Source organism: Lactobacillus leichmannii (genome assembly GCF_024701915.1).
GTDB lineage: Bacteria > Bacillota > Bacilli > Lactobacillales > Lactobacillaceae > Lactobacillus > Lactobacillus delbrueckii.
Map to the genome: position 1 here is coordinate 13504 of NZ_QOCY01000022.1, position 25706 is coordinate 39209.

Here is a 25706-nt window from a genome sequence, read left to right on the forward strand (position 1 = left end):
GATGGCTGAACAATACTTTACTGAAAATCCCACGGTTGACCATGATGAGCACCATGTCAACTACCACCTTAATGGCATTAACTTAAACCTGACCACGGACGCCGGCGTTTTTTCCAAAAACCGGGTCGACTACGGCAGCGGGGTCTTGATTGAGCAGATGCTGGACCAGGAGCTGCCAGGCGGCAATATTCTGGATGTCGGCTGCGGCTATGGCCCGATCGGTCTTTTCGCCGCTAAAAAGTGGCCCGGCCGCCAGGTCGACATGGTTGACGTTAATGAACGGGCCATGGACCTGGCCAGAAGAAACGCGGCGGCCAACGGGGCAGGCAACGTTAATATTTTTGCCTCAGACCGCTATCAAGAAGTTTCCGGCCAATATGCCATGATCGTGACCAATCCGCCGATCCGGGCCGGCAAAGCCATCTGGTCCAGCATTTTGTCAGAAGCTAAGGACCACTTAATTGATGGCGGGATTTTGCTGGTCGTCATCCAGAAAAAGCAGGGGGCACCGAGCGCGAAGAAGCTGATGGCAGCCAGCCTGGGCAACTGCGAAATCTTGACCCGGGACAAGGGCTACTACATTTTAAAGAGCGTGAAGAAATAATGTATTCAAGCGAAGAAAAAAAGACCTACATGGAGGCCGCCTTTGCGGAAGCAGAAAAGGCCCGCCGGCAAGACGAGGTTCCCATCGGGGCCGTTGTCGTGGGGCCAGACGGGCAGATTATCGGCCGGGGCTACAACCGGCGGGAGCTGGATGAAGACGGGACAGCCCATGCCGAAATTCTGGCTATTAAAGAAGCCTGCCAAAAGCTAGACTCCTGGCGCCTGATCGACTGCAGCCTGTTTGTCACGCTGGAGCCTTGCGCCATGTGTGCCGGAGCCATTATCAACTCCCGGATCAAGGAAGTCTACTTTGCGGCCATGGATCCCAAAGCTGGCGCCGCCGGCAGCGTGGTCGACCTCTTCAGCGTGGAAAAATTCAACCACCATCCCGAGGTCATCCGGGGTCTTTACAAGGAGCAAGGGGCCCTGCTTTTGAAAGATTTCTTCCGGGAAATCCGCCGCAAGCAAAAATTAGCAAAAAAAGCCCAGGAAAATTGCCAAAAGGATTAGTTTAGGTTACAATATGTATTGGGCAATGTTCGACCTCCGAAGCGTGTCAGGACCGGAAGGTAGCAGCACTAAGGTCGCTTGGACATGTGCCCTTTATTTAGCAATTAACAGGCTCTTAGCTCTTCGGGGCTAGGAGCTTTTTCATTACGGGGAGAATGTATGGCTTATCAAGCTTTGTATCGCAAATGGCGCCCGCGCACCTTTGATGATGTGGTCGGGCAGGAAGCCATTACCGATACCCTCAAGAATTCACTTATCCGGGGCAAGGTCTCGCATGCCTTTCTTTTTGCCGGCCCGCGGGGGACGGGGAAGACCTCATGCGCCAAGATTTTTGCCAAGGCCTTGAACTGTTTAAACCTGCAAGAGGGCGAACCTTGCAACGAGTGCAGCAACTGCCTGGCCGCCGACCAGGGGGCAATGCCGGACATAATTGAAATGGACGCGGCCTCAAACAACAGCGTTGACGAAATCCGCGACCTTTTAGACAAGGTCCACTACGCCCCAACTGAAGGCAAGTACAAGGTTTACATCATCGACGAAGTCCACATGCTGTCGATTTCAGCCTTCAATGCCCTTTTAAAGACTTTGGAAGAACCGCCGGCCAGCGTCGTCTTTATTTTGGCGACGACTGAACTGCAGAAGGTGCCGGCCACCATCATTTCCAGAACCCAGCGCTACAACTTCAAGCGCTTCTCAAATGAGGCCATGGTCCAGCGGATGGAATACATCCTGGGCCAGGAAGGGGTCGAATATGAGGACAAGGCCTTAAAGGTCATCGCGCAAGTCGCTGACGGGGGGATGCGGGATGCCTTGAGCATTTTGGACCAGCTCCTTTCTTTTGAAAAAAGCAGTGTCCGCTACGAGGACGCCCTGGAAGTCACCGGCTTTGCCGCCCAGGAGCAAGTGGAAAAGCTCCTTTTGGCCCTCTTAAACGGGGACAGCCAGACGGCCCTGGATTTAGCTAAGTCTGCCATCCAGGACGGGGCCAGCGCTCAAAACATCTTAAATGAAATTATCAGCTTGACCGTCCAGGCCATGCTTTTTACCAAAACAGGACAGGGGGAATTCCTGACGGATGACTTTGCCCAGGAAATTGCCCAGCAAAGCCCGGACCGCTTCAGCCAGATTATTGACCAGGCTAATGACGCCTTGGGCAGTCTCCGCTTTACCAACCAGCAGCAGATTCCCTTGGAAGTCTTTTTAGTCCAGGCCAGCCAGAAGCGGCAAAACAGCCAGGCAGGCCCGCAAGTTGCTTCCGCGGCCAGCAACCCGGCCATAGAGCGGCAGATCAAGGCCTTGAAAGAACAAGTCCACCAGCTGACCCAGCAGGTTCAGCAGCTGAGTCAGCGGCCAAGCCAGGCCTTCAGCCCCCGCCATGTCTTCCAGCTCAACCAGCAGCTGTACACGCAAAAGGGCGGGGCAACCGAAGTGGCCCAGCAGGCGGCGGAAAAGCAGCAGCAAGCCGAAAGCCTGCAGGCTGAAATCACCAGCAGCCAGGAAGAGATCTACGCGGTCTTAAGCCAGGCCACCAAGTCCGGCTTAGCTGAGGCCCGCAACCTTTGGGACCGCGACTTGCCAAGCATGCTGGAAGAGCCGGCCAAGACGGTCTTGGGCTTCCTGCAGCCGATCGCGGCCAGCGACCGGGCGGTTCTTTTGTCCAGCCAGTCCCGGGCCTGGCAGCTGGCCACAAATCCTCAGGAATTTTTAGCAACTCTCAAAGCTGACCTGGATCAATTGACTAAGGAGAGCTGGACCATCGCCATCGTTGACGAAAAGGCCTGGCCAAAGATCCGCCAGGAATTCATTAAAGAACATGCCAGTCAGCTCCGGGCCAAGGCCCAGCCAGCAGAAGCCCAGCCGGCAGAAGAAGCAGCTCCTGAGCCGCCTTTGCCGGACCAGGCGCCGCCGGAAGAAGCGGCAGATGATGCGATCGTGACCAAGGCAGAAGAGCTTTTCGGCCCTTTGGCCCAGGTTAAGGACTAATATTCGCCAAAAAACTTTTTTCGCGTTAAAATTAAGCAGATAAAAACGAAGTAGTAAAAGGAGATTTTTTCATGAGCAAGAGACCAGCTTTCCCAGGAATGGGCGGCATGAACATGCAGCAGATGATGAAGCAAGCCAAGAAGCTGCAGGAGCAAATGGCCCAGGAACAGGAAAACATCACGACCCAGGAATTCACCGGCAAGGCAGCTGACGACATGGTAGTGGCTACTTTTACCGGCGACCGGACTTTAAAGAGCTTGTTCATCAAGCCGGAAGCCATTGATCCGGATGACCCGGACATGCTGGAAGACCTGGTTATCGACGCTGTTAACAAGGGCTTGAAGCAGATCGACCAGGCAACCCAGCAGAGCCTGGGCAAGTACACGAAAGGCCTGATGTAATTTGCAATACCCATTGCCAATTGCCCGCTTGATCGATTCCTTCATGAAACTGCCGGGCATCGGTGAAAAGACGGCGACCCGCCTGGCCTTTTACGCCATGGACATGCCTAAAGAAGACGTGGACGAATTCGCCCAGGCTCTGGTCGACGTTAAGGAAAAGCTGCGCCAGTGCTCCGTCTGCGGCAACATTACCGAACAAGACCCTTGCGCCATCTGCAGCAATCCAGCCCGGGACCGGTCAACCATCATGGTGGTTGAGGAAGCCAAGGACGTGATGGCCTTTGAAAATATGGGCGAATATGACGGCCTCTACCATGTCCTGCACGGGGTCTTGTCACCGATGGACGGGATCGGGCCGGAGCAGATCAACATCAAGTCCTTGATCGTCCGCCTGCAGAAAAATGATGCTGCCAAAGAAGTCATCCTGGCCCTTAATTCCACCCCGGAAGGGGAGTCAACGGCCATGTACATTTCCCGCTTGATCAAGCCGGCCGGCCTCAAGGTTACCCGGCTGGCCGCGGGCCTGGCGGTCGGCTCAGACATTGAGTATGCCAACTTGATCACTTTGAAGCGGGCAGTTCAAGGTAGAACGGAGCTATAGCATGAGTAAGCACAGCGACAAAATCAAGCAAGCAGAAGATGAGAAGCTGATGGCTTTGGTAGAAAAGCTGCAGCAGGAAATCAGCCTTAGCAATGGCTTAGACAACATGACCCTGGACATGTCCGAGGACAATATCGTGGCGGACAAGATTTTAAGAGCTGAGTATGCCTTTTTGTACGATGAGGCCCGCTACCGCCATGCTTCTTACACCGGCGTGACCAACGCCATTTCCCAATAAAAAACTGATAATCTCCCGGTTTCGGGGGATTATTTTTTTACGATTTTTACCTACTAGATTTAGTGGGAAGATAAGTCTGTAAATACTAGCCTTAGTTCTGTAAAATAGATAGATAGGAGGCAAGTTCAAATGCAAGGTTACTTTATCACTTTTGAAGGTCCCGACGGCGCCGGCAAAACGACAGTGATCAATGAAGTCGTCAAGGCCATCCAGGGCCAGTGCAAGCGGGAAATTTTAGTAACGCGGGAGCCAGGCGGGTCAAAAATCGCGGAAAAAATCCGCGACATCATCCTGGACCCGGCCAATACGGAAATGAATGCCAAGACCGAGGCCCTGCTCTACGCGGCCAGCCGGTCCCAGCATGTCAGCGAGATCATCAATCCGGCTTTAAAGCGGGGGGACCTGGTCATCTCCGACCGCTTTGTCGACTCTTCTTTGGCCTACCAGGGCCAGGGGCGGGGACTGGGAATTGATGAAGTAGCCCAGATCAACGCTTTCGCTACCGGCCACTTGGAGCCGGACCTGACCATCTTTTTGGATTTAGACCCGGCCCAGGGCCTGGCCAGAATCGCCAATGTCCGGTCAGGCAGCGAAGACCGGCTGGAACAAGAGAAGCTGGCCTTCCATGAAGAGGTCTATCGGGGCTACCAAAAGGTCAACCAGGCTCATCCGGACCGGGTAAAAGTGGTTGACGCGAGTCAAGATTTGCCGCAAGTTGTGGCCGCAAGTGTTAAACTGGTGAAAAGCACATTTCCAGAATTGTTTTAGGGGGGATCAAGATGAAACTGATCATTGCCATTGTCCAGTCTGAAGACGCCAAGCGCCTGCAGGCGGCTTTTGTTGACAACAATGTAGGCGCCACTAAACTGGCGTCAACGGGCGGCTTTTTGCGCGAAGGCAACACCACCTTCTTGATTGGGGTGGAAGATGAAGACGTTGACGGCGTTTTGAAGCTGATCGAAGAGCATTCCCAAACCAGAGAAGAAACAATCAACCCTGGCATTCACCCTGGCATTTCCTTCGAGCAGCCGATTGAACCGGTCAACATCACGGTCGGCGGCGCGACGGTCTTTGTCTTGCCGGTTGACCAGTTCCTACACTTTTAATGCTGGATTTAAAGCAAATTGGCGCTTCTGAATCCCGGCAGCTCAAGCAAGCCCAGGACCGGGGTCAGCTGTCGCATGCCTACCTGCTCTTGTCAAGTGATGAAGCAGAAGCCTTAAACACGGCCTACTGGCTGATCTGCTACGTGAACTGCACGGGCGAAAAGAAGCCGGACGGGACCTGCCCGGCTTGCCGGCGGATTCTGGCCTGCAACCACCCGGACGTCTTTTTGATCGACACGGAAGAAAACAAGCAGTCGATCGCGATTGACCAGATCCGGCCGCTTAAGCAGGAATTAGCCAAGAGCCCTCTGGAAGGCGACCGGCGCTACTTCGTGGTCAACCATGCCCAGAAATTGACCCTGCCGGCTGCAAACGCCATGCTCAACCTGCTGGAAGAGCCAGCGGCGCCGGTAGTCACCTTCTTGATTGCCAATAACGGCGGGCAGATTCTGCCGACGATCAAGTCCAGAACCCAGATCATCAATTTCAGCCAGCAAGCTGCTTCCAGCAAGGACAGGCTCCTTTTGGCCAACGGGATGAGCCAGGAAGAAGTTGACCAGGTGAAAAGCAGCCAGGAAGTCGACCAGGCGGTAAAATATTTTTACCAGGAGCTCCGCGAGCATGACTCTTTGGCTATCGTGTCCGCCCACCAGCTGGCGGACCTGGTTAAAAAGCAAAAGCAGGGGACCAAGGCCTGGGAGAAGTATGTCTGGATTTTGCTCAAGAAGTGGGGCGAAAAGGACCTGGAGAAGGGTGACTACCAGGAAGCGGCCAACTTTTTGGCGGACCTCATGCGGGTTGACCAGATGCGGCAGAGTAATGTCGGCTTTTTGAACAATTTGGACTATTTGGCCTTAAAGTGGCAGCAGTAAAGGCGGTAAGGAAAGTGGACCCATATACTAAGTTGCAGCAGCTGCAGCAGCAGATGGAGCGCATGCTCAAAAGCATGGACTCCCTGCAGCAGGAGATGCTGGAGAGCTTGAAGGAAAATACCGAGCTCAAGGTTGAAAACCAGCTTTTGCGCGAGAAGCTGGACAAATTGACGGTTAAAGAACACGAAGGCAAGAGCCAGAGCGGGATGGCCATGCTCAAGCAGATCTACCAGTCTGGCTACCATATTTGCAACATGTACTACGGAACCCACCGGGATCCCAGCGCGGACTGCATGTTTTGCCTGGATATTTTGGATAATTTTGGAAAGAAGGCGGTGCACAAATAATGCAAACGCAACACAGCTACGCGAATGACCAGCAGGGCAAGCTCTACTTGGTGCCTACCCCGATCGGCAACCTGGAAGACATTACGATCCGGGCCAAGCGGATTCTGGAAGAGGCTGACTACATTGCCGCTGAAGATACCAGAACCAGCGGGATCATGCTGGACCGGCTGGGCATTCACAACAAGATGGTTGCCTTTCACAAGTTCAACTCTAAAGAAAAGGCGCCGGAACTGGTCAAGTTGATGCAGGAGGGGGCGACAATCGCTGAGATCAGCGATGCTGGCATGCCGGTGATTTCTGATCCCGGCTATATTTTGGTCCAGGAATGCATCAAAAGCAATGTTCCAGTCGTTCCCCTGCCGGGCCCGTCGGCTTTTGCCACGGCCTTGATCGCTTCCGGCTTTGACGGACAGCCCTTTACCTACTACGGCTTTTTGCCCCGCAAGGCCAGCCAGCAGCGGCCTTTTTTAGAAGAAATCAATGCTTCAAGAGCTACCTCGATCTTTTATGAGGCACCCCACCGGCTATTGAAGACTTTAGAGCAAATGTTGGAAGTTTTGCCAGGCGGCCGGCAGGTCGTCTGTGCCAGAGAACTGACCAAGATTCATGAAGAATTCATCCGCGGCAGCCTGGAAGAAGTCATCCAGCACTTTAAAGAAGTCGACCCCCGGGGCGAGTTCGTCGTTTTGGTGTCGCCAAACACGGAAGAAAAGCCCCTGGACTGGGCTGACCTGGTCAAGCTGGTCAAAGAGCAAGTTGCCCAAGGCGTTTCTAAAAAGGATGCCATCAAGCAGGTGGCCAAGAGCCAGGGCGTTTCCAAAAACGAACTCTATGACCGCTACCACCAGGAGGGGGCAAAATGAGATACTACAAGGATTACCAGCTGGAATACGCTGACTGCGGGGAAAGCGGCCAGCTGAAATTGCCCAGAATGATCGACCTGATGATGGAAAGCTCTGAAAGGCAGCTGGCGCCAACTTTAGGCGGGGCTAGCGCCATGAAAGAGCGAGGCAGGGGCTGGGTAGTCACTCAGTACGAGTTTGAATTTACTAGCCTTCCCCGGGCCGGCCAAAAGGTTAGGGTCTGGACTGAAGCGGTTGGCTACAACCGCTTTTTGTCCTACCGGGACTTCGGCATTGAGGACGAAGCAGGCAAAGACCTGGTAATTGCCCACAGCCAGTGGGTTTTGTTTGATTTAAAGAGCCGGAAGCTTTTGCCCAGCGATGATAAAATCGCTGAGGAATTGGGAGCACCCCTTTTGGCTAAAATGCCCCGCTTTAAGAAATTGCGGCCAAAAGACGATTACAAAGACGAGAAGGTCTACCGGGCCTACTACTATGACCTGGACTCCAACCACCACGTCAACAACGCCCACTACCTGGACTGGATCGTCGACAGCCTTCCCCGGGACTTCATCAACAGCCATGAGCCGAAAGACCTGGCCATCAAGTTTGAGAAGGAAATTAAATACGGCGATGAGGTTGCCTGCCAGGTTATGCAGGAAACGGAAGACAGCGCTGTCAAGACCTGCCACGCCATTACCCGGCAAGGTGAACTTATGGCACTTTGTGAGGTAAACTGGCAAAAAATGTGCTTTAATAGAGACTGATTCAGTTGTTTTTGTTAAGCCATTTTTAGGAGGACAGTCTTGTGAAAAGTGAATCAAAAGTCAGCAGCAAGCTGGAGCTGCGGGAGCTGGTCTTATTGGCCATGGTTATCGCCATCAAGGTGGTTTTGGGACAGTTTAAGGTCGGGGATGCCACCCTGCAGGTGGGCCTGGGCTTTATCGGCAGCGTCATGCTGGGCTACTTGTTCGGGCCTTGGTGGGGCTTTGCCGGCGGTGCTTTGAGCGACCTGGTTTCATCCGCAATTTTTGGCAACCTGGGCGGCTTCTTTATCGGTTACACCTTGACCGCGGCCTTGGGGCCGATGATCTACGGCTTCTTCTTGTACAAGAAGCCCATCCAGATTTGGCGGGTCATCGCGTCCGTAATCTGCGTCACGGTAATCTGCAACATCGGCTTGAACACCCTTTGGGTCAGCATGATGTACGGGACCAACTTTATGGTCGCCCTGTCCAGCCGGATCCTCAAGGAAATGATCACTCCATGGATTCAGATGGTCGTGGTTTGGTTTATCCTGGAAGGCCTGTCCCGGGTCAAGCTGAGTAGAAAATTTTAGGAAATAAAAGTTAGAGCATGAAGATTTTAAGCATTTCGACGGCAACGAGCGATTTGAGCGTTGCCTTGAATGAAGCTGACCACTTGGTCAGCGAAAAGATCGAGGAAAACCAGCGCAACCACAGCGTTGACCTTGATCCGGATATTGCCAGCCTGCTGGCAGAAAACGGTCTGTCTTTAAAAGACATCGACCGCTTCGCGGTGGCGATCGGGCCTGGTTCATATACCGGACTCAGAGTCGGTTTGACCACGGCTAAGATGTTTGCCAGCATTTTGAATAAAGAGCTGGTTGGGGTCTCAACTTTACAGGCCCTGGCCCAGAACTTTGCCGGTGAAGATGCCTTGATCGTGGCGGCATTAGACGCCAGAAACAAGAACTTCTTTGCTGGTGCTTACCGGGGCAAGGAAGCCGTGATTGCAGACGGTCACTACCACTTAAGCGAGCTCTTAGAGCAAGTAGGAGCCCTGCCTGACCAGAAGGTGATTTTTGCCGGCAGCGACTTCAGCAAGTACCAGGAAGAAATCGCGGCAGGGCTGGCTGACAAGGACCTGCGCCTGGCTGAAGGGGAAGAGAACCTTCTGCACGCCGGTGCAATTGGCCGCTTGGCGGTAAGTGCTCCCGTCCTTGATCCGGACCAGGCCGTGCCGAACTATCTGCGCCGGACTCAGGCCGAGTATGACTGGGCAAAGAAGACCGGCCAGGAATTTGCAGCAGACAGTGCATATGTAGAAGAAGTTTAGACTTATGGGACTATTCTTTAAAGCTGACCTGGTGCAGTTTGCCCCCCGGGCAATCAGCATCAGCGGCCATGAATACTGCTTAAAGAAGGCGGAGGCAGGCGAGCTTGCCCGCCTCCTTTTGCTGGAAAAGGAAGTTTATGCCGGCCGCCTGCCCTGGGACTGGGAAGTCTTTGCCGAAGAATTGCGTCGCCGGGATTCCTTATACTTGCTCTTGCTTGAGAGGGATTTTTTGGTCGGAGCCATCGGCTGCCGCTTCAGTCTCTCTAAAGCCCACATCACCTTTTTGGCGGTGATGCCGAAAGAGCAGGGACAGGGGATCGGGAGCTACCTGGTTCAGACGGTTTTAGATTTGGCCAAGTCGGCTGGCCTTAAAGCGGTCACCTTGGAAGTGCGGGTCGAAAACAAGAAGGCCCAAGAGCTCTACCGGCAGCTTGGCTTTGAAGACAATTTTGTCCGCAAGAACTACTACGATAATGATGACCGTCCGGACAGCGACGGTTTGAACATGATCTGCCATCTAAGAAAGAAGAACTGACTGTGAAGGAAAAGAAAGACATTCGCATTTTAGCTTTTGAAAGCTCCTGTGACGAGACTTCGACTGCCGTGGTCAAGAACGGGTCAGAGGTCGAAAGCCTGGTCGTGGCTACCCAAATCAAGAGCCATGCCCGCTTTGGCGGGGTTGTGCCGGAAGTGGCCAGCCGCCACCATATCGAAGTGATTACCCAGATTACCCGGGAAGCCCTGGAAGAAGCCAAGGTCAGCTGGGAAGATCTGGATGCCATCGCCGTAACCCACGGGCCAGGCCTGGTCGGAGCCCTTTTGATCGGGATCAACGCGGCCAAGGCAGCCTCCATGGCGACCGGCCTGCCTTTAATTGGGGTGGACCATATCATGGGCCACATTTCAGCTGCCCAGCTGGTTGAACCGGTTGAGTATCCGGCCTTGGCCCTGCAGGTTTCCGGCGGCCACACCGAAATTGTTTTGCTGAAAGACCCGACCCACTTTGAAATCGTGGGCGACACCCGCGATGACGCGGCCGGAGAAGCTTACGACAAGATTGGCCGGGTCCTGGGGGTCAACTACCCGGCCGGCAAGACGATCGACCAGTGGGCCCACCAGGGTAAGGATACTTTCGGCTTCCCTAGAGCTATGATCGATGAAGATAATTACGACTTCTCCTTCTCAGGCCTCAAGAGTGCCTTTATCAACACCTGCCACCATGCTGACCAATTGGGGCAGGAATTAGACAAGTATGACCTGGCGGCCAGCTTCCAGGCGGCCGTGGTGGACGTTTTGGCTGAAAAGACCATGCGGGCCATCCGGCAGTACCAGCCCAAGACCTTCATCATGGGGGGCGGGGTTGCCGCCAACCAGGGCTTAAGAGAGCGGATGAACAAGGAGATCGCTGCTTTGGAAAAGGCACCGAAGGTTATCCTGCCGCCGCTTAAGCTCTGCGGGGACAACGCGGCCATGATCGGGGCTGCCGCTTACAACCAGTACCTGGCCGGTAATTTTGCCGACTTGACCTTGGACGCGGACCCGTCAATGGAACTGCCTTACGCTGAGGATTACAAGTAAAAAGCAAGACGAAAATGCAACAAAAAAGCAAGTCCAGTACTGGACTTGCTTTTCCTTTGCCTAAAATTAAAATTCTTCCAAGGCCAAGGAGGCATCTTCCCAAGCCTGGCTAACTTGGCTGATCTTTTCCTGGACAGCGGTCAATTCTTCCTAGAGAGGCCCCAGCTTGCTGAAGTCGGCGGCGATTGCCGGGTCAGCCATTGCTTCCTGGATCTCTTCTTCTTTTGCTTCCAGCTCTTCCAGGTCCTTTTCTGCCTGGGCGACCTGCCGCTCCAGTTTCCGCTTTTCCGAGTCCCGCTTTTTCTGCTCCTGGTAGGAGAACTTGCTTTCGCTGACTGACTTGACGACTGGCGCTTCCTGCGCGGCTGTTTCTTGAGCAGCGGCTTCTTCCTTGGCCTTTTCGTTCAAGTAGTAAGTGTAGTTGCCTTCATAGATTTTGGCCTGGCCGTCTTTAGCGACGACGATCTTGTTGGCCAGTTTGTTGATGAAGTAGCGGTCGTGGGAAACGAAGAGGAGGGTGCCGTCGTAATCGGCCAAAGCTTTTTCCAAAACTTCCTTGGCGTCCAGGTCCAAGTGGTTGGTCGGTTCGTCCATCAAAAGGAAGTTGTTGTGTTCCATGGACAAGACGGTCAGGGTCAAGCGGGCTCTTTGCCCCCCGGACAGCTGGCTGACCTGCTTGTCAATGTCCTTGGCCGTGAACAAAAAGCTGGCTAGGATGGACCGGATGTCCTTTTCGTTCATGTCCTTGTGCCGGTCCCAGATGGTATCGATCACGGTCTTAGAATAGTCTAATCCCTGCAGTTCCTGGTCATAGTAGCCGATATCCAGGCTGGCCCCGTACTTGATGGCCCCGCTCTTAACCGGCAGTTGTTTCATGACGGTCTTTAAAAGGGTGGACTTGCCGATCCCGTTTTGGCCAATGATGGCCACCCGGTCACCCTTATTGATCTGGAAGGAGATGTCCTTAAGCATGGTCTTGTCTGGATAGCCAACGGCCAGGTCCTTCAAGATCAAGACTTCCTTGCCTGACGGCCGGGCGCTGTCAAACTTGATCCGGACTTTTGACTTGTGCTTTGGCGGGTCGACCAGTTCCATCTTCTCCAGGGCCTTGCGCCGGCTTTGGGCCTGCTTGGTGGTGGAGGCGCGGACGATGTTCTTTTGGATGAACTCTTCTTCTCGCTTGATCTCTTCCTGCTGCTTTTCATAAGCGGCTTCTTGCTGCTGGTCGCGCAGTTCTCTTTGCGCCAGGTACTGGCTGTAGTTGCCCTTAAAGACAGTCAGTTCCCCATGCTGGAGTTCAAAAATCTGCGTAGCCAGGTGGTCTAAGAAGTACTGGTCGTGGGAAACCGTCAGGATGGCGCCAGGGTAGTTCTTAAGAAAGGCTTCCAGCCAGTCCAAAGTATCCAGGTCCAGGTAGTTGGTCGGTTCGTCCAAAAGCAGGAGCGGGGGCTTCTTTAAAAGGAGCTTGACGAAGCTGAGCCGGGTCTTTTCCCCGCCGGACAGGCTGGCAATCTGCTTGTTCCAGGTCGCTTCCGGGAAGTTGAAGCCGTTGAGCATGCTCTTGATTTCGGCCTGGTAGGTATAGCCGCCGGCTTGTTCAAAATTATACTGGGCCTGGTCCAGGCGGCGCAGAAGCTCTTCGTCTTCCGGATGGTCGGCGATGGCGTACTGCAGCTTTTCCAGCTGCTGGCCCTGGTCGATCAAGGGCTGGAAGACCGTCAGCATCTCTTCCCAGATCGACTTCTCTTCGTCAAAGTCGTGCTCCTGGGCGATGTAGCCAAGCTCGATCCCCTTGTTGACGGTAAATTCCCCCTGGCTGGCTTCCTGGCGGCCGGTCATGATCTTTAAAAGGGTCGTTTTCCCGGCCCCATTTGGCCCGACCAGGCCGATCCGGGCATTGTTCTCAATTGAAAAGTTTACCTTGCTGAATATAGGAGCAGCTCCGAAGCGTTGCTCCAAATTGTGTCCTTGTGCTATTATCATATTTTTTCACCTTGAAACATTGTACCATGCAAAAGGCTTGCCTGCCGCCAGCCAGGCTGATTTTCCCTTTCTTTTCCGCTTCTTTTTTCCCTCCTTTTATTTTTTCTTTTTCTTTAAAGAAAATGCCGGAAGCGCTGATCTCTTAATCAATTTGTGAAAAAGTTCAATAAAAAGGATTATACGGCAAATATTGTGAAAATACGACTTGCCAAGGACTGGTAAAAATGGGTATCATAGTAGAAGATTGATTAGAGATTCACATTCACAAAATAAAAACTGGAGGCATCTTTTTATGAACAACAAATTTAGAATTCCCAAGGCTACTGCCAAAAGATTGCCGCTATATTACCGCTACTTGCTGCTTTTGAATGATGAAGGCAAAGACAAGGTTTCTTCAACTGAACTGGCGGAAGCCGTTCAAGTCGACAGCGCTTCAATCCGCCGGGACTTTTCTTACTTCGGTGCCCTGGGCAAGCGGGGCTACGGCTACGACGTCAAGAACCTGCTCAGCTTCTTTAAGAAGATCCTCAACCAGGACACTTTGACCAATGTTGCCCTGGTCGGGGTCGGCAACCTGGGTCATGCCCTTTTGAACTACAACTTCAAGCGCAGCAATAATATCAGAATTTCCTGCGCCTTCGACATCAACCCGGAAATCACCGGCAAGATCACCCAGGGGGTCCCGGTTTACTCAATGGATGAAATGAAGCAGCAGATCGCTGACCAGCAGATCCGGATCGCTATCTTGACCGTTCCCCAGGCGACGGCCCAGAAGACGGCTGATGAAATGATCGAAGCCGGGATCAAGGGGATCATGAACTTTACCCCGATCCGCCTGTCCGCCCCAAACGGGGTCCGGATCCAAAACGTCGACCTGGCTACCGAATTGCAGACCTTGATCTACTTCCTTGACTCTGACGAAATGATCAAAAAGCAGCTGGAAGAGCGGAAAAAGGCCATGAACAACACGAATAAATAAGGAAAACAGCACTTTTTAGCACTCTCGGCTAAAAAGTGCTATTTTTCTCTTGCCTTTTTGGAAAAAAGGTATTATTATCATAGTTGTAAGTTAGCACTTGATCAAGATGAGTGCTAAAGAATTTCTAAAGACAATTAATTTTAGGAGGGAATAACGTGTTACAGCCAATTGGAGATCGCGTGATCGTTGAAGTTAAAGAAGTTGAAGAACAAACTGTTGGTGGTATCGTACTTGCTTCCAACGCTAAGGAAAAGCCAACCCAAGGCAAGGTTGTTGCCGTAGGCGGCGGCCTGTACGCGGAAGATGGTAGCAAGCTTCCTATGACCGTCCAAGAGGGCGATGAAGTTTTATACGATAAGTATTCTGGCACCAAAGTCAAGTACGAAGGCAAGGAATACTTAGTCCTTCATGAAAAAGACATTTTGGCAATTATTAAGTAATTTAAGGAGGGTGAATTAAAAAATGGCAAAAGACATCAAGTTTTCAGAAGAAGCAAGACGTTCACTTTTAAACGGGGTTAACAAGCTGGCCAACACGGTCAAGACGACCTTGGGGCCTAAGGGCAGAAACGTAGTTTTGGAACAAAGCTACGGCGCCCCAACGATTACCAACGACGGCGTGACTATCGCCAAGGCAATTGAACTGGAAGACCACTACGAAAACATGGGGGCCAAGCTGGTTGCTGAAGCTGCTTCAAAGACCAACGACATCGCTGGTGATGGTACGACCACGGCCACTGTTTTGACCCAAGCCATCGTGCAAGAAGGGATGAAGAACGTGGTTGCCGGGGCTAACCCAGTTGGCATTCGCCGCGGGATTGAAAAGGCCACCCAAGCAGCCGTTGACCAATTGCACAAGAACAGCCACGAAGTTTCCAGCCGGGACCAAATTGCCCAAGTTGCTTCAATCTCAAGTGCTTCAAAGGAAATCGGCGACTTGATCGCTGAAGCCATGGAAAAGGTCGGCAAAGACGGTGTTATCACCATTGAAGACTCCCGCGGGATCGAAACTGAACTGAGCGTGGTTGAAGGGATGCAATTCGACCGCGGCTACCTGTCCCAATACATGGTAACGGACAACGACAAGATGGAAGCTGACTTGGAAAACCCATACATCTTGATCACTGACAAGAAGATTTCCAACATCCAGGACATTTTGCCAATGTTGCAGGAAATCGTGAAAGAAGGCCGCTCACTCCTAATCATCGCTGATGACGTGACTGGCGAAGCTTTGCCAACTCTTGTTTTGAACAAGATCCGCGGTACCTTCAACGTTGTTGCTGTTAAGGCTCCTGGCTTTGGTGACCGCCGCAAGGAACAACTGGCTGACATCGCTGCTTTGACTGGCGGTACGGTAATCTCTGAAGACCTGGGCCTGGAACTCAAGGACACCCAGCTCAGCCAATTGGGTCAAGCCCGCCGGGTAACTATCACCAAGGACTCAACTACTATCGTTGACGGCTCTGGCGCTAAGGAAGCCATCCAAGAACGGGTTGACACCATCAGAAAGCAAATCGAAGACACTTCTTCTGACTTCGACAAGAAGAAGCTGCAAGAACGTCTGGCCAAGCTGACTGGCGGCGTAGCCGTAATCCACGTCGGTGCTGCTACTGAAACTGAACTCAAGGAACGCCGCTACCGGGTAGAAGACGCCTTGAACGCTACCCGTGCTGCTGTTGAAGAAGGCTACGTAGCTGGTGGTGGTACTGCTTTGGTTAACGTTGAAGAAGCTGTTAAGGCAATCAAGGGTGACACTGCTGACGAACAAACCGGGATCAACATCGTGGCCCGTGCCTTGACTGCCCCAGTTCGCCAAATCGCTGAAAACGCCGGCCAAGAAGGCTCAGTCGTTGTTGACCACCTGCGCAAGGTTGACCCGGAAGTCGGCTACAACGCTGCTGAAGACAAGTATGTCAACATGATTGACGAAGGGATCATCGACCCAACCAAGGTGACCCGGTCAGCCCTGCAAAATGCCGCTTCAATCGCCGGCCTCTTGCTGACCACTGAAGCAGTTGTGGCAGAAATTCCGGAAGACAAGCCAGAAGCTGCTCCAGCTCAACCAGGCATGATGTAAAATACTGAAAATTAACACACACAAGAATTACTGTAAGAAGGGTCCAGCTTTGGCTGGGCTCTTTTTGCGTGCAGACAAGGCAAGTAGGCCGGCGAAATGCTGTATAATTGAAAGCATACGATAAGCGAGGGAGTTTTTATGCCAAGAAAAGCCACGACTCCAATGATGGAGCAATATTACCAGATTAAAGACCAGTACCCGGATGCCTTTCTCTTCTACCGGGTGGGAGATTTTTACGAACTCTATGAAGACGATGCCATCAAGGGATCACAGATTTTAGAGTTGACCCTGACTCACCGGTCAAATAAGTCGGAAAACCCGATTCCCATGGCCGGGGTGCCCCACATGGCGGTTGATTCTTATGTCAACACTTTAGTGGAAAAAGGCTACAAGGTGGCCATCTGCGAGCAATTGGAAGACCCGAAGAAGGCCAAGGGGATGGTCAAGCGGGGGATCATCCAGCTGGTTACTCCCGGCACCAAGATGGCCCAGGGGCCAGACGACAGCCAGGAAAGCAACTACCTGACCAGCGTGGTTGAAAAGGCCGGCGGCTATGGTCTGGCTTACAGCGACCTGTCGACCGGGGAGATTTTTGCCACCCACGTCAAGCACTACGCCGAGGTGGTCAACGAGCTCCTGTCTTTGAGAACCCGGGAAGTCGTTTTTGCTGGCAACCTTAGCGCCAGCGACCGGGACAGACTGCAAAAGGCCAACATCACCGTGTCTGAACCGGCAGAACTGGAAGGCGAGCATGCGGAAATTTCCTATGTCCAGCAGAAACTGACTGACTCTATGGAAAAAGCCGCCGTCCGCCAGCTGGTCGTTTACCTTTTGGCCACGCAGAAGCGGAGCCTAGCTCACCTGCAAGTGGCGGAAAGCTTTGAAATCGGCCAGTATTTACAGATGGCCAACACTGTCCAGCGGAATCTGGAACTGACCCAGTCAGCCACGACTGGCAGGAAGCAGGGCTCTTTATTCTGGGTTTTGGACAAGACCACCACGGCTATGGGGGGCCGGCTTTTAAAGCAGTGGCTGAGCCGGCCGCTCTTGTCTTTAGACCGGATTAAGCAGCGCCAGCAGATGGTGCAAGCCCTGTTGGACGACTACTTTACCAGGGAAAATATCGTTGACTCCTTGAAGGGAGTCTATGACCTGGAACGGTTGAGTGGCCGGGTGGCTTTTGGCAATGTCAACCCCCGTGAGCTCTTGCAACTGGCGAAAAGCCTAGAGGCGACCAAGCTGATCATCCAGGCCCTGGCCGAATCGGGCAATCCAGACCTGGAAAAATACGGGCAGGGGATCGACCCGCAAAGTGAACTTGCTGAGAGCATCACTAACTGCTTAGTTGACCAGCCGCCGATTTCGGCTAAAGAAGGCGGCATTATCCGGGCCGGGGTCAGCGAGGACCTGGACAAGTACAGAGAAGCCATGAATGGCGGGAAAAAGTGGCTGGCCCAGATGGAAATGGAAGAGCGGCAGAGAACCGGGATCGACAATCTGAAGATCGGCTACAACCGGGTCTTTGGCTACTTCATCCAAGTCAGCAAGGGGAATGTCGCTAAAGTGCCCCAGGACCGCTACACCAGAAAGCAGACCCTGACCAATGCTGAGCGCTACATTACCCCGGAATTAAAGGAACACGAAAACTTGATTCTGGAAGCTGAGAGCCGGTCAACTGACCTGGAATACGAGCTCTTCAGCCAGCTGAGAGAGGCTGTCAAGGCCCATATCCCGGCCTTGCAGGAACTGGGCCGGCAATTGGCGGCCCTGGACGTCTTCGTGGCCTTTGCCCAGGATGCTGAAGAGAAAAATTACTGCCGGCCAAGTTTTTCCAGCAAAAACGAAATCGCCGTTAAGAACGGCCGCCACCCGGTTGTTGAGGCAGTTTTACCAGCTGGCTCCTATATCCCTAACGACCTGGTCATGGATGAAGACACCAGTATCTACCTCATCACGGGGCCAAACATGTCTGGTAAGAGCACCTACATGAGGCAGCTGGCATTAATCGCCATCATGGCCCAGATCGGCTCCTTCGTCCCGGCAGACAGCGCCAAGCTGCCAGTTTTTGACCAGGTCTTCACCCGGATCGGGGCCGCTGACGACCTCTACTCCGGCAAGTCCACCTTCATGGTGGAAATGAGCGAGGCCAATGAGGCCCTCCAGCACGCTTCCAGCCGGTCTTTGGTCCTGTTTGACGAAATCGGCCGGGGGACGGCCACTTACGACGGGATGGCCTTGGCCGGGGCGATTATCAAGTACCTGCATGACAAGGTTGGCGCCAAGACCCTTTTTGCCACCCACTACCATGAACTGACTGAACTGGACGAAACCTTGCCGCACTTAAAGAACATCCACGTCGGAGCAACGGAAGAAAACGGCCAGCTGATCTTCCTGCACAAGATTTTGCCAGGACCAGCCGACCAGTCTTACGGGATCCACGTGGCCAAATTGGCTGGCCTGCCGCGGGCCGTTTTAAGAGAAGCCTCCAGCATGCTCAAGCGCCTGGAAGCAGAAGGAGCCCGGGAGATCAACCCAAGCCGCCAGCAGCTGGACCTCTTCAGTCCGGTGGAAGTAGTGGAAGAGAACCCGCTCAAGGCAGAGCAGGAGGAACTGTTAGACGAGATCAGCCAGGTCAACTTGAATGAAAAGACGCCGCTGGAAGTCATGCAGCTGGTAGCTGACTGGCAGCAGGCCTTGAAGGAAGAATAATGGCGAAAATTCATGAACTTTCAGAAAATCTGACCAACCAGATCGCGGCCGGGGAAGTTATCGAGCGGCCGGCCAGCGTGGTCAAGGAACTGGTCGAAAACGCGATCGATGCCCAGGCCAGCCGGATCAGGGTTGAAGTCCAGCATTCGGGCTTAAAGCAGATTTCTGTCCAAGACAACGGCAGCGGGATTGCCCCGGACCAGGTTGACCTGGCTTTTATGCGGCACGCGACCAGCAAGATTCAAGATGAGCATGACTTGTTCAATATCGCGACCTTGGGCTTTAGAGGGGAAGCCCTAGCTTCCATCGCAGCCGTAGCCCATGTGGAAATTTTGACTTCAACTGACGGGCAGACGGCCACCCGGGCAGCTTTTGCCGGCGGGGTGAAAAAGTTCCAGGAAGATGCCGGCAGCGCTAAGGGAACCAAGATCACGGTCGGGGATATTTTTTACAATACTCCGGCCCGGCTGAAGTATCTGAAGAGCCCGAAGACTGAACTCTTGAAGATTGTGGATATTGTCAACCGGATTGCCCTGGGGCACCCGGAAATCAGCCTGACTTTGGCCAGCGACGGGAAAGTCTTGCTCAGAACGCCCGGTAACGGCAACTTAAAGCAGGACGTGGCCAATATTTATGGCCGCAAAGTCGCCGAAAAAATGCTGACGGTGGAAAATGAGGACCCGGACTTTACCCTCTATGGCCTGGTGTCAGAAGCAAACTTGACCCGGTCATCCCGCAACTTTATCTCGATTTTGCTCAATGGCCGCTACATCAAGAACTACCAGCTCTCCAGTGCCCTTTTGGACGGCTACGGCAACAAATTGGGGGGCAAGTACCCGATCGCGGTCTTGGCGATTGAGGCTGATCCCCTCTTAGTCGACGTCAACGTCCACCCGACTAAGGAAGAAGTCCGCCTGTCCAAGGAAAAAGAGCTCAGCCGCTTGATCACCAGTGCCGTGACTGAGGCTTTAATGGATGAGGACGAGGCCAGCCCGCTTTTTCAGCTGACTCCTTTTAAAGACAAGACCCAGTTGGACCAATTGGAATTCAACTTAAAACCAAACGTGGTCGACACCCGCCGGCCAGATGACTTCCAGCTGGAAGTCTCCCAGGTGGCTGAGCCGGAAGGCAAAACAGATATAACTAATAAAAAAGAAACAGAGACAAAAGAAACAAAAGAAACAGCAGAGAAGAAAGAAAATAAACAAGAAGAGAAAGAAGAAGAGAAAGAAGAAAAAACTTCTGCTCCGGAATACGTGGACTTAAACCAGGTCAGAGAAGATGACCAATATGTCTTAACCAAGAGCTGGGACCAGCATGTCAAGGAACAGACGGCCCTGCCGCCTTTTGCGGGCGGAGAGGAAGCCGCTAGCCCGGTCACGTCAAAGGCTGACCAGCTGCTAAGGCAACACCTGCCGGCCCTGCGCCTTTTGGGCCAGATGGGGGGATATCTCCTGGCTGAACACGGGGGCGACCTTTACCTGCTTGACCAGGTGGCGGCCAGAAGACGGCTGGAGTACGACCAGATTTTAGCCAGCCTGGAAAAAGACGAGAACTACCAGCAAGGCTTGCTTGAGCCTTTGGTCTTTGACTTCAGCGTCTATGACTACCAGAAATTAAAAGACCAGCTGCCCCTTTTGCGCCAGCTGGGCCTGGAGATGGAAGACTTTGGCCAGAACACCCTCTTGATGCACTCTTACCCAACCTGGCTGAAAGGGGAAGTCACCGTGCAGGTCAGGGAGCTCTTAGACCAGCTCTTGTCCAGCCGGGAAAACGATGGAAAAAGTCTCTTGAAGCTGGTGGCGGCTAAGGCGGCGGAAAGCAATGTTTCCCGCCGGGTCAATTTAACCGGCGCTGAAGCCGCCGATCTGCTTCTCCGTTTGCAGACGGCCAGCGACCCTTACCGGGATGCCAGCGGCCAGGTCGCCGTCGTCCGCTTGAGCCAGAATGATTTAAGCAAGCTTTTTAAGAAAGGGAAGTGACAAAACTAGATGTACGAGTATTTTGAGGGCACCATTACCGTGGTTAATCCGGCCTATGTCGTGATTGAAGTGGCTGGAATCGGCTACCGGATCCTGACCCCGACCCCTTATGCCTATAAAAATGGGGACAAGGCCCGGATCTACGTTGAACAGGTCGTCCGGGAAAACGGGATGACCCTCTATGGCTTCAAGAGCCAGCAAGACAAGGTCCTCTTCAACAAGCTTAATGAAGTTTCCGGGATCGGTCCTAAGTCTGCCCTGGCCATCATGGCCGCTGAAGACAACGGAGCCCTGGCTTCCGCCATTGAGAGCGGCGAAGTTTCCTACTTGACCCGTTTCCCGGGGATCGGTAAGAAAACGGCATCCCAGATCGTCCTGGACTTGCGGGGGAAGATGGGCAACTATGTGGCGGAAAACCTCTTTACCGAAGATGAACCGGTTAAGTCTGTTTTCCCAGCCCTGGAAGACGCTCTTCTGGCCCTTGGGGCTTTGGGCTACAGTCAAAAGGAAGTTGACCGGATCAAGCCGAAACTGAAGAAATTGCCGGAAATGTCCGCTGACGAATACATCAAGCAGGGGCTGGGCCTTTTGCTGAAGAAATAAGGGAGTAAAGGGAAATGACGGAAGAACATTTGACCAGCCAGGAAGCCGCCGAAGGCGAGGAAGCGGTGGAACTGTCCTTACGGCCCCAGCTGCTCAGCCAGTATATCGGGCAAGGGCATGTCAAAAAGGACATGGAAGTCTACATCCAGGCCGCCCGCCAGCGTGACGAGGCCCTGGACCATGTCCTTCTTTATGGCCCGCCAGGTTTAGGTAAAACCACCCTGGCCTTTGTTATTGCCAATGAATTGGGGGTCAACTTAAAAAGCACCAGCGGTCCGGCCATCGAGCGGGCCGGGGACCTGGTGGCCCTCTTAACTGACCTTGAGCCGGGGGATGTCTTGTTTATCGACGAAATCCACCGCCTGGCCAAGCCGGTTGAAGAAGTCCTCTATTCAGCCATGGAAGACTTTTACATCGATATCGTGGTTGGGGAAGGGCAGACGACTCATGCAATCCACTTGCCTCTGCCGCCTTTTACCTTGATTGGGGCAACCACCCTGGCCGGGCAGTTGTCGGCGCCTCTGCGCGACCGCTTCGGGATCGTTGAGCACATGCAGTACTACCAGGTCGAAGACTTGGAAAAAATCATCCTCCGCTCAAGCGAGGTCTTCCACACCAAGATTTCCCCGAAAGCTGCTCATGAACTGGCCCGCCGGTCCCGGGGAACGCCCCGGGTGGCCAACCGCCTTTTAAAGCGGGTGCGGGACTTTGCGGAAGTCAAGGGAGAAAAAGAAATCTCCCTGGAAACCACGGCCATGGCCTTAAAGCAGCTGCAAGTCGACAGTGCCGGCTTGGACCAGACTGACCGCAAGCTGCTGAGAACCATGATCTTAAGCTATGGGGGCGGCCCGGTCGGGATCCGGACCCTGGCTTCCAATATCGGGGAAGACCGGGAGACGATCGAGTCCCTGTATGAGCCATATCTTTTGCAAAACGGCTTTATCGTCATGACCCCAAGGGGGCGGGTAGTGACCCAGAAGGCCTACCAGCAGCTGAATTTGCCCCTGCCGGGCGAGGAAGAATAGCAAAAAAATCTGGTTTACAGTATAATGTTCGTTAAAGCCTTTTGGCATCTGCCAAAAAGCGGCAAATAAATTTTATGAGGTGGATAATTTGAATACTTTTGCATTAGCCGCAGCCAACAGCGGTGCTGGCAGCAGCATCTTCATGCTGGTTATGCTGGCCGTTTTGTTTGGTTTTACTTACTTTACGATGATCAAGCCGCAAAAGAAGCAGCAACAGCAGCGCCAGGAAATGATGAATCAGCTCAAGAAGGGCGACAGCGTGGAAATGGTCGACGGCCTGCGCGGCAAGATCGACTCAATCAACGATGCTGACAAGACTATCGTCTTGGACGCTGACGGCATTTACCTAACCTTCTCCAGACTGGCAGTCAGAACTGTTTTGAAGCAAGCTGACGCAAGTGAAGCTGAAGCAGCCAAGCCAGCAGAAGAAAAGGCTGAAGCAGCCAAGACTGAAGAAGCAGAAGATAAGGCAGAAGACAAAGACAGTCAAGAGTAAACGAACAAAACGTTCCTTCGGGGACGTTTTTGCTTTGCCTGCGCCGATAAATTGCTAAAATAGTTAGTAGTTGATTTTTTTGAGGTACTATAATGAACAATATTCCAACAGTAATGATCCTTTTCGGCGGCAGCGGCGACCTGGCCCACCGCAAGATCTATCCGGCCCTCTTCAATCTCTACCGCCGGAATGTCATTCACGACAATTTTGCCGTTATCGGCACTGCCCGGCGGCCATGGTCGCATGAATACCTGCGCGAGCAGGTGGCCCAAGCTGTTCATGAAAGCTGGGAAGAGGTCGACGAAGCGCAGCTGACGGAATTTGCCAGCCACTTTTACTACCAGTCCCACGACGTAACCAACGTTGAACACTACGTAACTTTGAAGCAATTGGCCCAGGAACTGGATGAGCGCTATGAATGCGGCGGCAACCGCATCTTCTACATGGCCATGGCCCCAAGCTTCTTTGGGACGATTGCCGAACACATTGCCGACCAGCATTTGACCGGGACCGGCTTCAACCGCCTGGTGGTTGAGAAGCCATTCGGGACTGACCTGGCCAGTGCGGAAGTCTTGAACCAGCAGATCCGCAATTCTTTTGCTGAAGACCAGGTCTTCCGAATCGACCACTACCTGGGTAAGGAAATGGTGCAGAATATCCTGCCTCTGCGCTTTGGCAACTCCTTGTTTAAGCGGATTTGGAACGCCGACGCGGTTAAAAATGTCCAGGTTACCCTGGCTGAACGGCTGGGCGTTGAAGCCCGGGGCGGCTACTATAACAGCTCCGGTGCCCTGCGGGACATGGTTCAGAACCACATCATGCAGATCATCACCCTTTTGGCCATGCCGGAGCCAAAAGACTTGTCTGACAAGGCCATCCACGCGGCTAAAGAAGACCTTTTGGCATCTTTAGTTATCCCAGATGAAAAAGCCGTCAGCGAAAACATCATCCGCGGCCAGTATCTGGGGACGGAAACCACTTTTGAATATGTCAAAGAGCCGAACGTGGCGGAAGACTCCAAGACGGAAACTTACGTGGCTGGCCGTTTGGAATTTAGCAAGGGGCCTTTGGCTGGCGTGCCGATTTACTTCCGAACTGGCAAGGAAATGCGGGAAAAGAAGACCCGGGTGGACGTGGTCTTTAAGGATGAAGCTGGCCTGTATGGCGATAAGGCTAAGACCAACGTACTGACTATTGAGATTGACCCGGTCAACCAGGTATACTTCCGCTTAAACGGCAAGATTGTTGCTGGCGGTGACCTCCGTCTTGAAAGATTCCGCTACCGCTACAGCGAAGATGAACAAGCTGAGGTGCCAGACGGCTATGAACGTTTGATCCACGACGTCTTTGTCAACGACTCCACCAACTTTACCAAGTGGGAAGAACTGAAGCAGTATTGGAGATTCGTGGACGCGGTTGAAGCTGCCTGGCAAAAGCAAAACGCTGCCGGCGAAAAGCCGGTCAAGTACCGTCCTTACGGCATGGGGCCGGATACCAGCAAGATCTTTGCGGATCCTGAGGATGGCTGGATCTACAAGTAATGGCCGATATTGACCTTTTGCCCAGGAACGATTTTTCCCGCCGGATCATCCACTTGGACATGGACGCTTTCTATGCTTCAGTTGAAATGCGGGACCGGCCGGAATTGGCGAATAAGGCAGTCGTGATTGCCCAGGACCCCCGGAAAACTGGCGGCCATGGCGTGATCGCCACCGCCAACTACCGGGCCAGAAAGTACGGGGTCGGGTCAGCCATGGCGGCCGCCCAAGCCGTCAAGCTGATTCCAGCTGAAGAACTGGTTTTCGTTGAACCCGATTTCGCGAAATACCACCGGGTTTCCGGGCAAGTGCACGGCTTAATGCACGAACTGACCGACCAGATCGAAAGCGTGGCGCTGGACGAAGCATATATGGACGTGACCCGGAGCAAGATCCCCGGCAAAAGCGCCCTGGAGCTGGCCAGCTATTTGCAAGAGCAGATCTTCCGTCAGCTGCATTTGACCTCATCTTTTGGGGTCAGCTACAACAAGTTTTTGGCCAAGATGGGGTCAGAATACGCCAAGCCTTTTGGCCGCACTTATCTTGCCCCGGACCGGGCCCAGGACTTTTTAGACAGGCAGGAGATCAAGAGATTCCCCGGCATCGGCAAGAAGACCCAGGAGCGGCTAAAGGAAGCCGGAGTTTTGACCGGCCGCGACATCAGAAATTACGGGCTCAGCCGCCTTTTAAAAGACTATAAGAAGTCCGGCTACTACATGGCCCTGCATGCTTATGGCATTGACTTAAGCCCCGTCCAAGCCTCCAGGCAGCGCAAGTCCCTGGGCAAGGAGCGGACTTTTGAACCGGTAATCTATGACCCGGACCGAGCTGATGCCTACTTAAAGGACTTCAGCCAGACGGTGGCGGCTGAACTAAAGGAGAGAAATCTTTTAGCCCGGGTGGTCGTTTTAAAGGTCCGCGACCGCAATTTTAAAACTATCACCCGCCGGCAGCAGATCCAGCCGACCAGTGACCCGGAAGTCTTTTACCAGCTGGCCAAGGAGCTCCTGGCCCGGGAACCGGAATTCCTGGCTGAAGGCATCCGCCTCTTGGGCCTGTCAGCCGGCGAACTTGAAGAAAAACATTACCAGGAAATCAGTCTTTTTGCAGATGAATAGCTAAAAGGCTGATTTTTTGCTAAAATGAAATTTTGAA

General features: G+C 53.2%; 26 protein-coding genes, 1 other RNA gene and 1 pseudogene. 27 read left to right on the top strand and 1 reads right to left on the bottom strand.

The features are described 5' to 3' along the window. The first annotated feature begins 1 nt into the window (after position 1). From DS743_RS02230 to tsaD, 17 genes are all read left to right on the top strand, one after another. Entirely contained in the window at positions 2–604 is a 603-nt protein-coding gene (locus DS743_RS02230; protein WP_002876534.1) for a class I SAM-dependent methyltransferase, read from the top strand. Beyond that, positions 604–1113: a tRNA adenosine(34) deaminase TadA gene (gene tadA, locus DS743_RS02235; RefSeq protein WP_013439987.1), complete on the top strand. Its 510-nt coding sequence runs from the start codon at positions 604–606 to the stop codon at positions 1111–1113. Before DS743_RS02230 ends, tadA begins: the two co-directional genes overlap by 1 nt. Positions 1114–1122: 9 nt before the next feature. Then, positions 1123–1219: signal recognition particle sRNA small type (ffs, locus tag DS743_RS02240), an RNA gene on the top strand. 53 nt (positions 1220–1272) lie between these two features. After that, a complete protein-coding gene (dnaX, locus tag DS743_RS02245; protein WP_035185320.1) occupies positions 1273–3096 on the top strand; it encodes a DNA polymerase III subunit gamma/tau in 1824 nt (607 codons plus the stop codon). Between the two features lie 71 nt (positions 3097–3167). Then, entirely contained in the window at positions 3168–3497 is a 330-nt protein-coding gene (locus DS743_RS02250) for a YbaB/EbfC family nucleoid-associated protein (protein WP_002876537.1), read from the top strand. Between the two features lies 1 nt (position 3498). Beyond that, positions 3499–4098 (top strand): recombination mediator RecR, encoded by a 600-nt coding sequence (gene recR, locus DS743_RS02255; protein ID WP_002876538.1) that lies wholly within the window; start codon positions 3499–3501, stop codon positions 4096–4098. Between the two features lies 1 nt (position 4099). Beyond that, positions 4100–4336, top strand: a complete 237-nt coding sequence (locus DS743_RS02260; RefSeq protein WP_035185322.1) for a YaaL family protein — start codon at positions 4100–4102, stop codon at positions 4334–4336. Between the two features lie 129 nt (positions 4337–4465). Next, positions 4466–5104, top strand: coding sequence for a dTMP kinase (tmk, locus tag DS743_RS02265; RefSeq protein ID WP_035185324.1), 639 nt, complete (start codon positions 4466–4468; stop codon positions 5102–5104). Between the two features lie 11 nt (positions 5105–5115). Next, positions 5116–5442, top strand: a complete 327-nt coding sequence (gene darA / locus DS743_RS02270) for a cyclic di-AMP receptor DarA (protein WP_002876541.1) — start codon at positions 5116–5118, stop codon at positions 5440–5442. Further along, positions 5442–6314 (top strand): DNA polymerase III delta subunit-related protein, encoded by an 873-nt coding sequence (locus tag DS743_RS02275; protein ID WP_035185327.1) that lies wholly within the window; start codon positions 5442–5444, stop codon positions 6312–6314. Before darA ends, DS743_RS02275 begins: the two co-directional genes overlap by 1 nt. Before the next feature lie 14 nt (positions 6315–6328). Further along, a complete protein-coding gene (gene yabA, locus DS743_RS02280) occupies positions 6329–6661 on the top strand; it encodes a DNA replication initiation control protein YabA (protein ID WP_002876544.1) in 333 nt (110 codons plus the stop codon). After that, positions 6661–7524, top strand: a complete 864-nt coding sequence (gene rsmI / locus DS743_RS02285) for a 16S rRNA (cytidine(1402)-2'-O)-methyltransferase (RefSeq protein WP_035162528.1) — start codon at positions 6661–6663, stop codon at positions 7522–7524. Before yabA ends, rsmI begins: the two co-directional genes overlap by 1 nt. Next, positions 7521–8270: an acyl-[acyl-carrier-protein] thioesterase gene (locus DS743_RS02290; RefSeq protein WP_003615748.1), complete on the top strand. Its 750-nt coding sequence runs from the start codon at positions 7521–7523 to the stop codon at positions 8268–8270. Before rsmI ends, DS743_RS02290 begins: the two co-directional genes overlap by 4 nt. A 41-nt stretch (positions 8271–8311) precedes the next feature. Beyond that, positions 8312–8842, top strand: a complete 531-nt coding sequence (locus DS743_RS02295; protein ID WP_002876547.1) for a folate family ECF transporter S component — start codon at positions 8312–8314, stop codon at positions 8840–8842. 17 nt (positions 8843–8859) lie between these two features. Continuing rightward, positions 8860–9582: a tRNA (adenosine(37)-N6)-threonylcarbamoyltransferase complex dimerization subunit type 1 TsaB gene (gene tsaB / locus DS743_RS02300; RefSeq protein WP_002876548.1), complete on the top strand. Its 723-nt coding sequence runs from the start codon at positions 8860–8862 to the stop codon at positions 9580–9582. Positions 9583–9586: 4 nt separating this feature from the next. Then, a complete protein-coding gene (rimI, locus tag DS743_RS02305) occupies positions 9587–10117 on the top strand; it encodes a ribosomal protein S18-alanine N-acetyltransferase (RefSeq protein ID WP_035185333.1) in 531 nt (176 codons plus the stop codon). Between the two features lie 2 nt (positions 10118–10119). Further along, complete coding sequence (gene tsaD, locus DS743_RS02310) at positions 10120–11160, top strand: tRNA (adenosine(37)-N6)-threonylcarbamoyltransferase complex transferase subunit TsaD (protein ID WP_035185336.1); 1041 nt, start codon at positions 10120–10122, stop codon at positions 11158–11160. A 66-nt stretch (positions 11161–11226) separates the two neighbouring features. Here the strand turns inward: tsaD and DS743_RS02315 are convergent. After that, positions 11227–13143: pseudogene (locus DS743_RS02315) on the bottom strand (ABC-F family ATP-binding cassette domain-containing protein). A gap of 292 nt (positions 13144–13435) precedes the next feature. On the opposite strand from DS743_RS02315, the gene DS743_RS02320 reads away from it, so the two are divergent. The 10 genes from DS743_RS02320 (at position 13436) to dinB (ending at position 25669) form a co-directional block, all read left to right on the top strand. After that, positions 13436–14122 carry a redox-sensing transcriptional repressor Rex gene (locus tag DS743_RS02320; protein ID WP_002876556.1) on the top strand — a complete coding sequence of 229 codons (687 nt, stop codon included), beginning with the start codon at positions 13436–13438 and terminating at the stop codon, positions 14120–14122. A 155-nt stretch (positions 14123–14277) separates the two neighbouring features. Further along, positions 14278–14562 (top strand): co-chaperone GroES, encoded by a 285-nt coding sequence (gene groES, locus DS743_RS02325; protein WP_002876557.1) that lies wholly within the window; start codon positions 14278–14280, stop codon positions 14560–14562. Between the two features lie 22 nt (positions 14563–14584). Next, positions 14585–16198 (top strand): chaperonin GroEL, encoded by a 1614-nt coding sequence (gene groL, locus DS743_RS02330; RefSeq protein ID WP_035185340.1) that lies wholly within the window; start codon positions 14585–14587, stop codon positions 16196–16198. A gap of 138 nt (positions 16199–16336) precedes the next feature. Continuing rightward, positions 16337–18907 (top strand): DNA mismatch repair protein MutS, encoded by a 2571-nt coding sequence (gene mutS / locus DS743_RS02335; protein WP_035185343.1) that lies wholly within the window; start codon positions 16337–16339, stop codon positions 18905–18907. Beyond that, on the top strand, positions 18907–20889 hold the full coding sequence (mutL, locus tag DS743_RS02340) for a DNA mismatch repair endonuclease MutL (RefSeq protein ID WP_035185345.1): 1983 nt from the start codon (positions 18907–18909) through the stop codon (positions 20887–20889). Before mutS ends, mutL begins: the two co-directional genes overlap by 1 nt. A gap of 9 nt (positions 20890–20898) precedes the next feature. Beyond that, complete coding sequence (gene ruvA / locus DS743_RS02345; protein ID WP_035185347.1) at positions 20899–21492, top strand: Holliday junction branch migration protein RuvA; 594 nt, start codon at positions 20899–20901, stop codon at positions 21490–21492. A gap of 14 nt (positions 21493–21506) precedes the next feature. Next, entirely contained in the window at positions 21507–22517 is a 1011-nt protein-coding gene (gene ruvB / locus DS743_RS02350) for a Holliday junction branch migration DNA helicase RuvB (protein WP_035185350.1), read from the top strand. Positions 22518–22605: 88 nt separating this feature from the next. Beyond that, the gene (yajC, locus tag DS743_RS02355) at positions 22606–23013 is read left to right on the top strand and encodes a preprotein translocase subunit YajC (RefSeq protein WP_002876568.1); all 408 of its coding nucleotides are present in this window, start codon (positions 22606–22608) and stop codon (positions 23011–23013) included. A 92-nt stretch (positions 23014–23105) separates the two neighbouring features. Continuing rightward, complete coding sequence (zwf, locus tag DS743_RS02360) at positions 23106–24554, top strand: glucose-6-phosphate dehydrogenase (protein ID WP_035185354.1); 1449 nt, start codon at positions 23106–23108, stop codon at positions 24552–24554. Then, positions 24554–25669 carry a DNA polymerase IV gene (dinB, locus tag DS743_RS02365; RefSeq protein ID WP_013439971.1) on the top strand — a complete coding sequence of 372 codons (1116 nt, stop codon included), beginning with the start codon at positions 24554–24556 and terminating at the stop codon, positions 25667–25669. Before zwf ends, dinB begins: the two co-directional genes overlap by 1 nt. Positions 25670–25706 lie beyond the last annotated feature (37 nt).

Coding starts and splice junctions, on each gene's coding strand:
- DS743_RS02230 (WP_002876534.1), top strand. CDS start 2: ATGGCTGAACAATACTTTACTGAAAATCCCACGGTTGACCATGATGAG.
- tadA (WP_013439987.1), top strand. CDS start 604: ATGTATTCAAGCGAAGAAAAAAAGACCTACATGGAGGCCGCCTTTGCG.
- dnaX (WP_035185320.1), top strand. CDS start 1,273: ATGGCTTATCAAGCTTTGTATCGCAAATGGCGCCCGCGCACCTTTGAT.
- DS743_RS02250 (WP_002876537.1), top strand. CDS start 3,168: ATGAGCAAGAGACCAGCTTTCCCAGGAATGGGCGGCATGAACATGCAG.
- DS743_RS02260 (WP_035185322.1), top strand. CDS start 4,100: ATGAGTAAGCACAGCGACAAAATCAAGCAAGCAGAAGATGAGAAGCTG.
- tmk (WP_035185324.1), top strand. CDS start 4,466: ATGCAAGGTTACTTTATCACTTTTGAAGGTCCCGACGGCGCCGGCAAA.
- darA (WP_002876541.1), top strand. CDS start 5,116: ATGAAACTGATCATTGCCATTGTCCAGTCTGAAGACGCCAAGCGCCTG.
- DS743_RS02275 (WP_035185327.1), top strand. CDS start 5,442: ATGCTGGATTTAAAGCAAATTGGCGCTTCTGAATCCCGGCAGCTCAAG.
- rsmI (WP_035162528.1), top strand. CDS start 6,661: ATGCAAACGCAACACAGCTACGCGAATGACCAGCAGGGCAAGCTCTAC.
- DS743_RS02290 (WP_003615748.1), top strand. CDS start 7,521: ATGAGATACTACAAGGATTACCAGCTGGAATACGCTGACTGCGGGGAA.
- tsaB (WP_002876548.1), top strand. CDS start 8,860: ATGAAGATTTTAAGCATTTCGACGGCAACGAGCGATTTGAGCGTTGCC.
- rimI (WP_035185333.1), top strand. CDS start 9,587: ATGGGACTATTCTTTAAAGCTGACCTGGTGCAGTTTGCCCCCCGGGCA.
- DS743_RS02320 (WP_002876556.1), top strand. CDS start 13,436: ATGAACAACAAATTTAGAATTCCCAAGGCTACTGCCAAAAGATTGCCG.
- groL (WP_035185340.1), top strand. CDS start 14,585: ATGGCAAAAGACATCAAGTTTTCAGAAGAAGCAAGACGTTCACTTTTA.
- mutS (WP_035185343.1), top strand. CDS start 16,337: ATGCCAAGAAAAGCCACGACTCCAATGATGGAGCAATATTACCAGATT.
- mutL (WP_035185345.1), top strand. CDS start 18,907: ATGGCGAAAATTCATGAACTTTCAGAAAATCTGACCAACCAGATCGCG.
- ruvA (WP_035185347.1), top strand. CDS start 20,899: ATGTACGAGTATTTTGAGGGCACCATTACCGTGGTTAATCCGGCCTAT.
- ruvB (WP_035185350.1), top strand. CDS start 21,507: ATGACGGAAGAACATTTGACCAGCCAGGAAGCCGCCGAAGGCGAGGAA.
- zwf (WP_035185354.1), top strand. CDS start 23,106: ATGAACAATATTCCAACAGTAATGATCCTTTTCGGCGGCAGCGGCGAC.
- dinB (WP_013439971.1), top strand. CDS start 24,554: ATGGCCGATATTGACCTTTTGCCCAGGAACGATTTTTCCCGCCGGATC.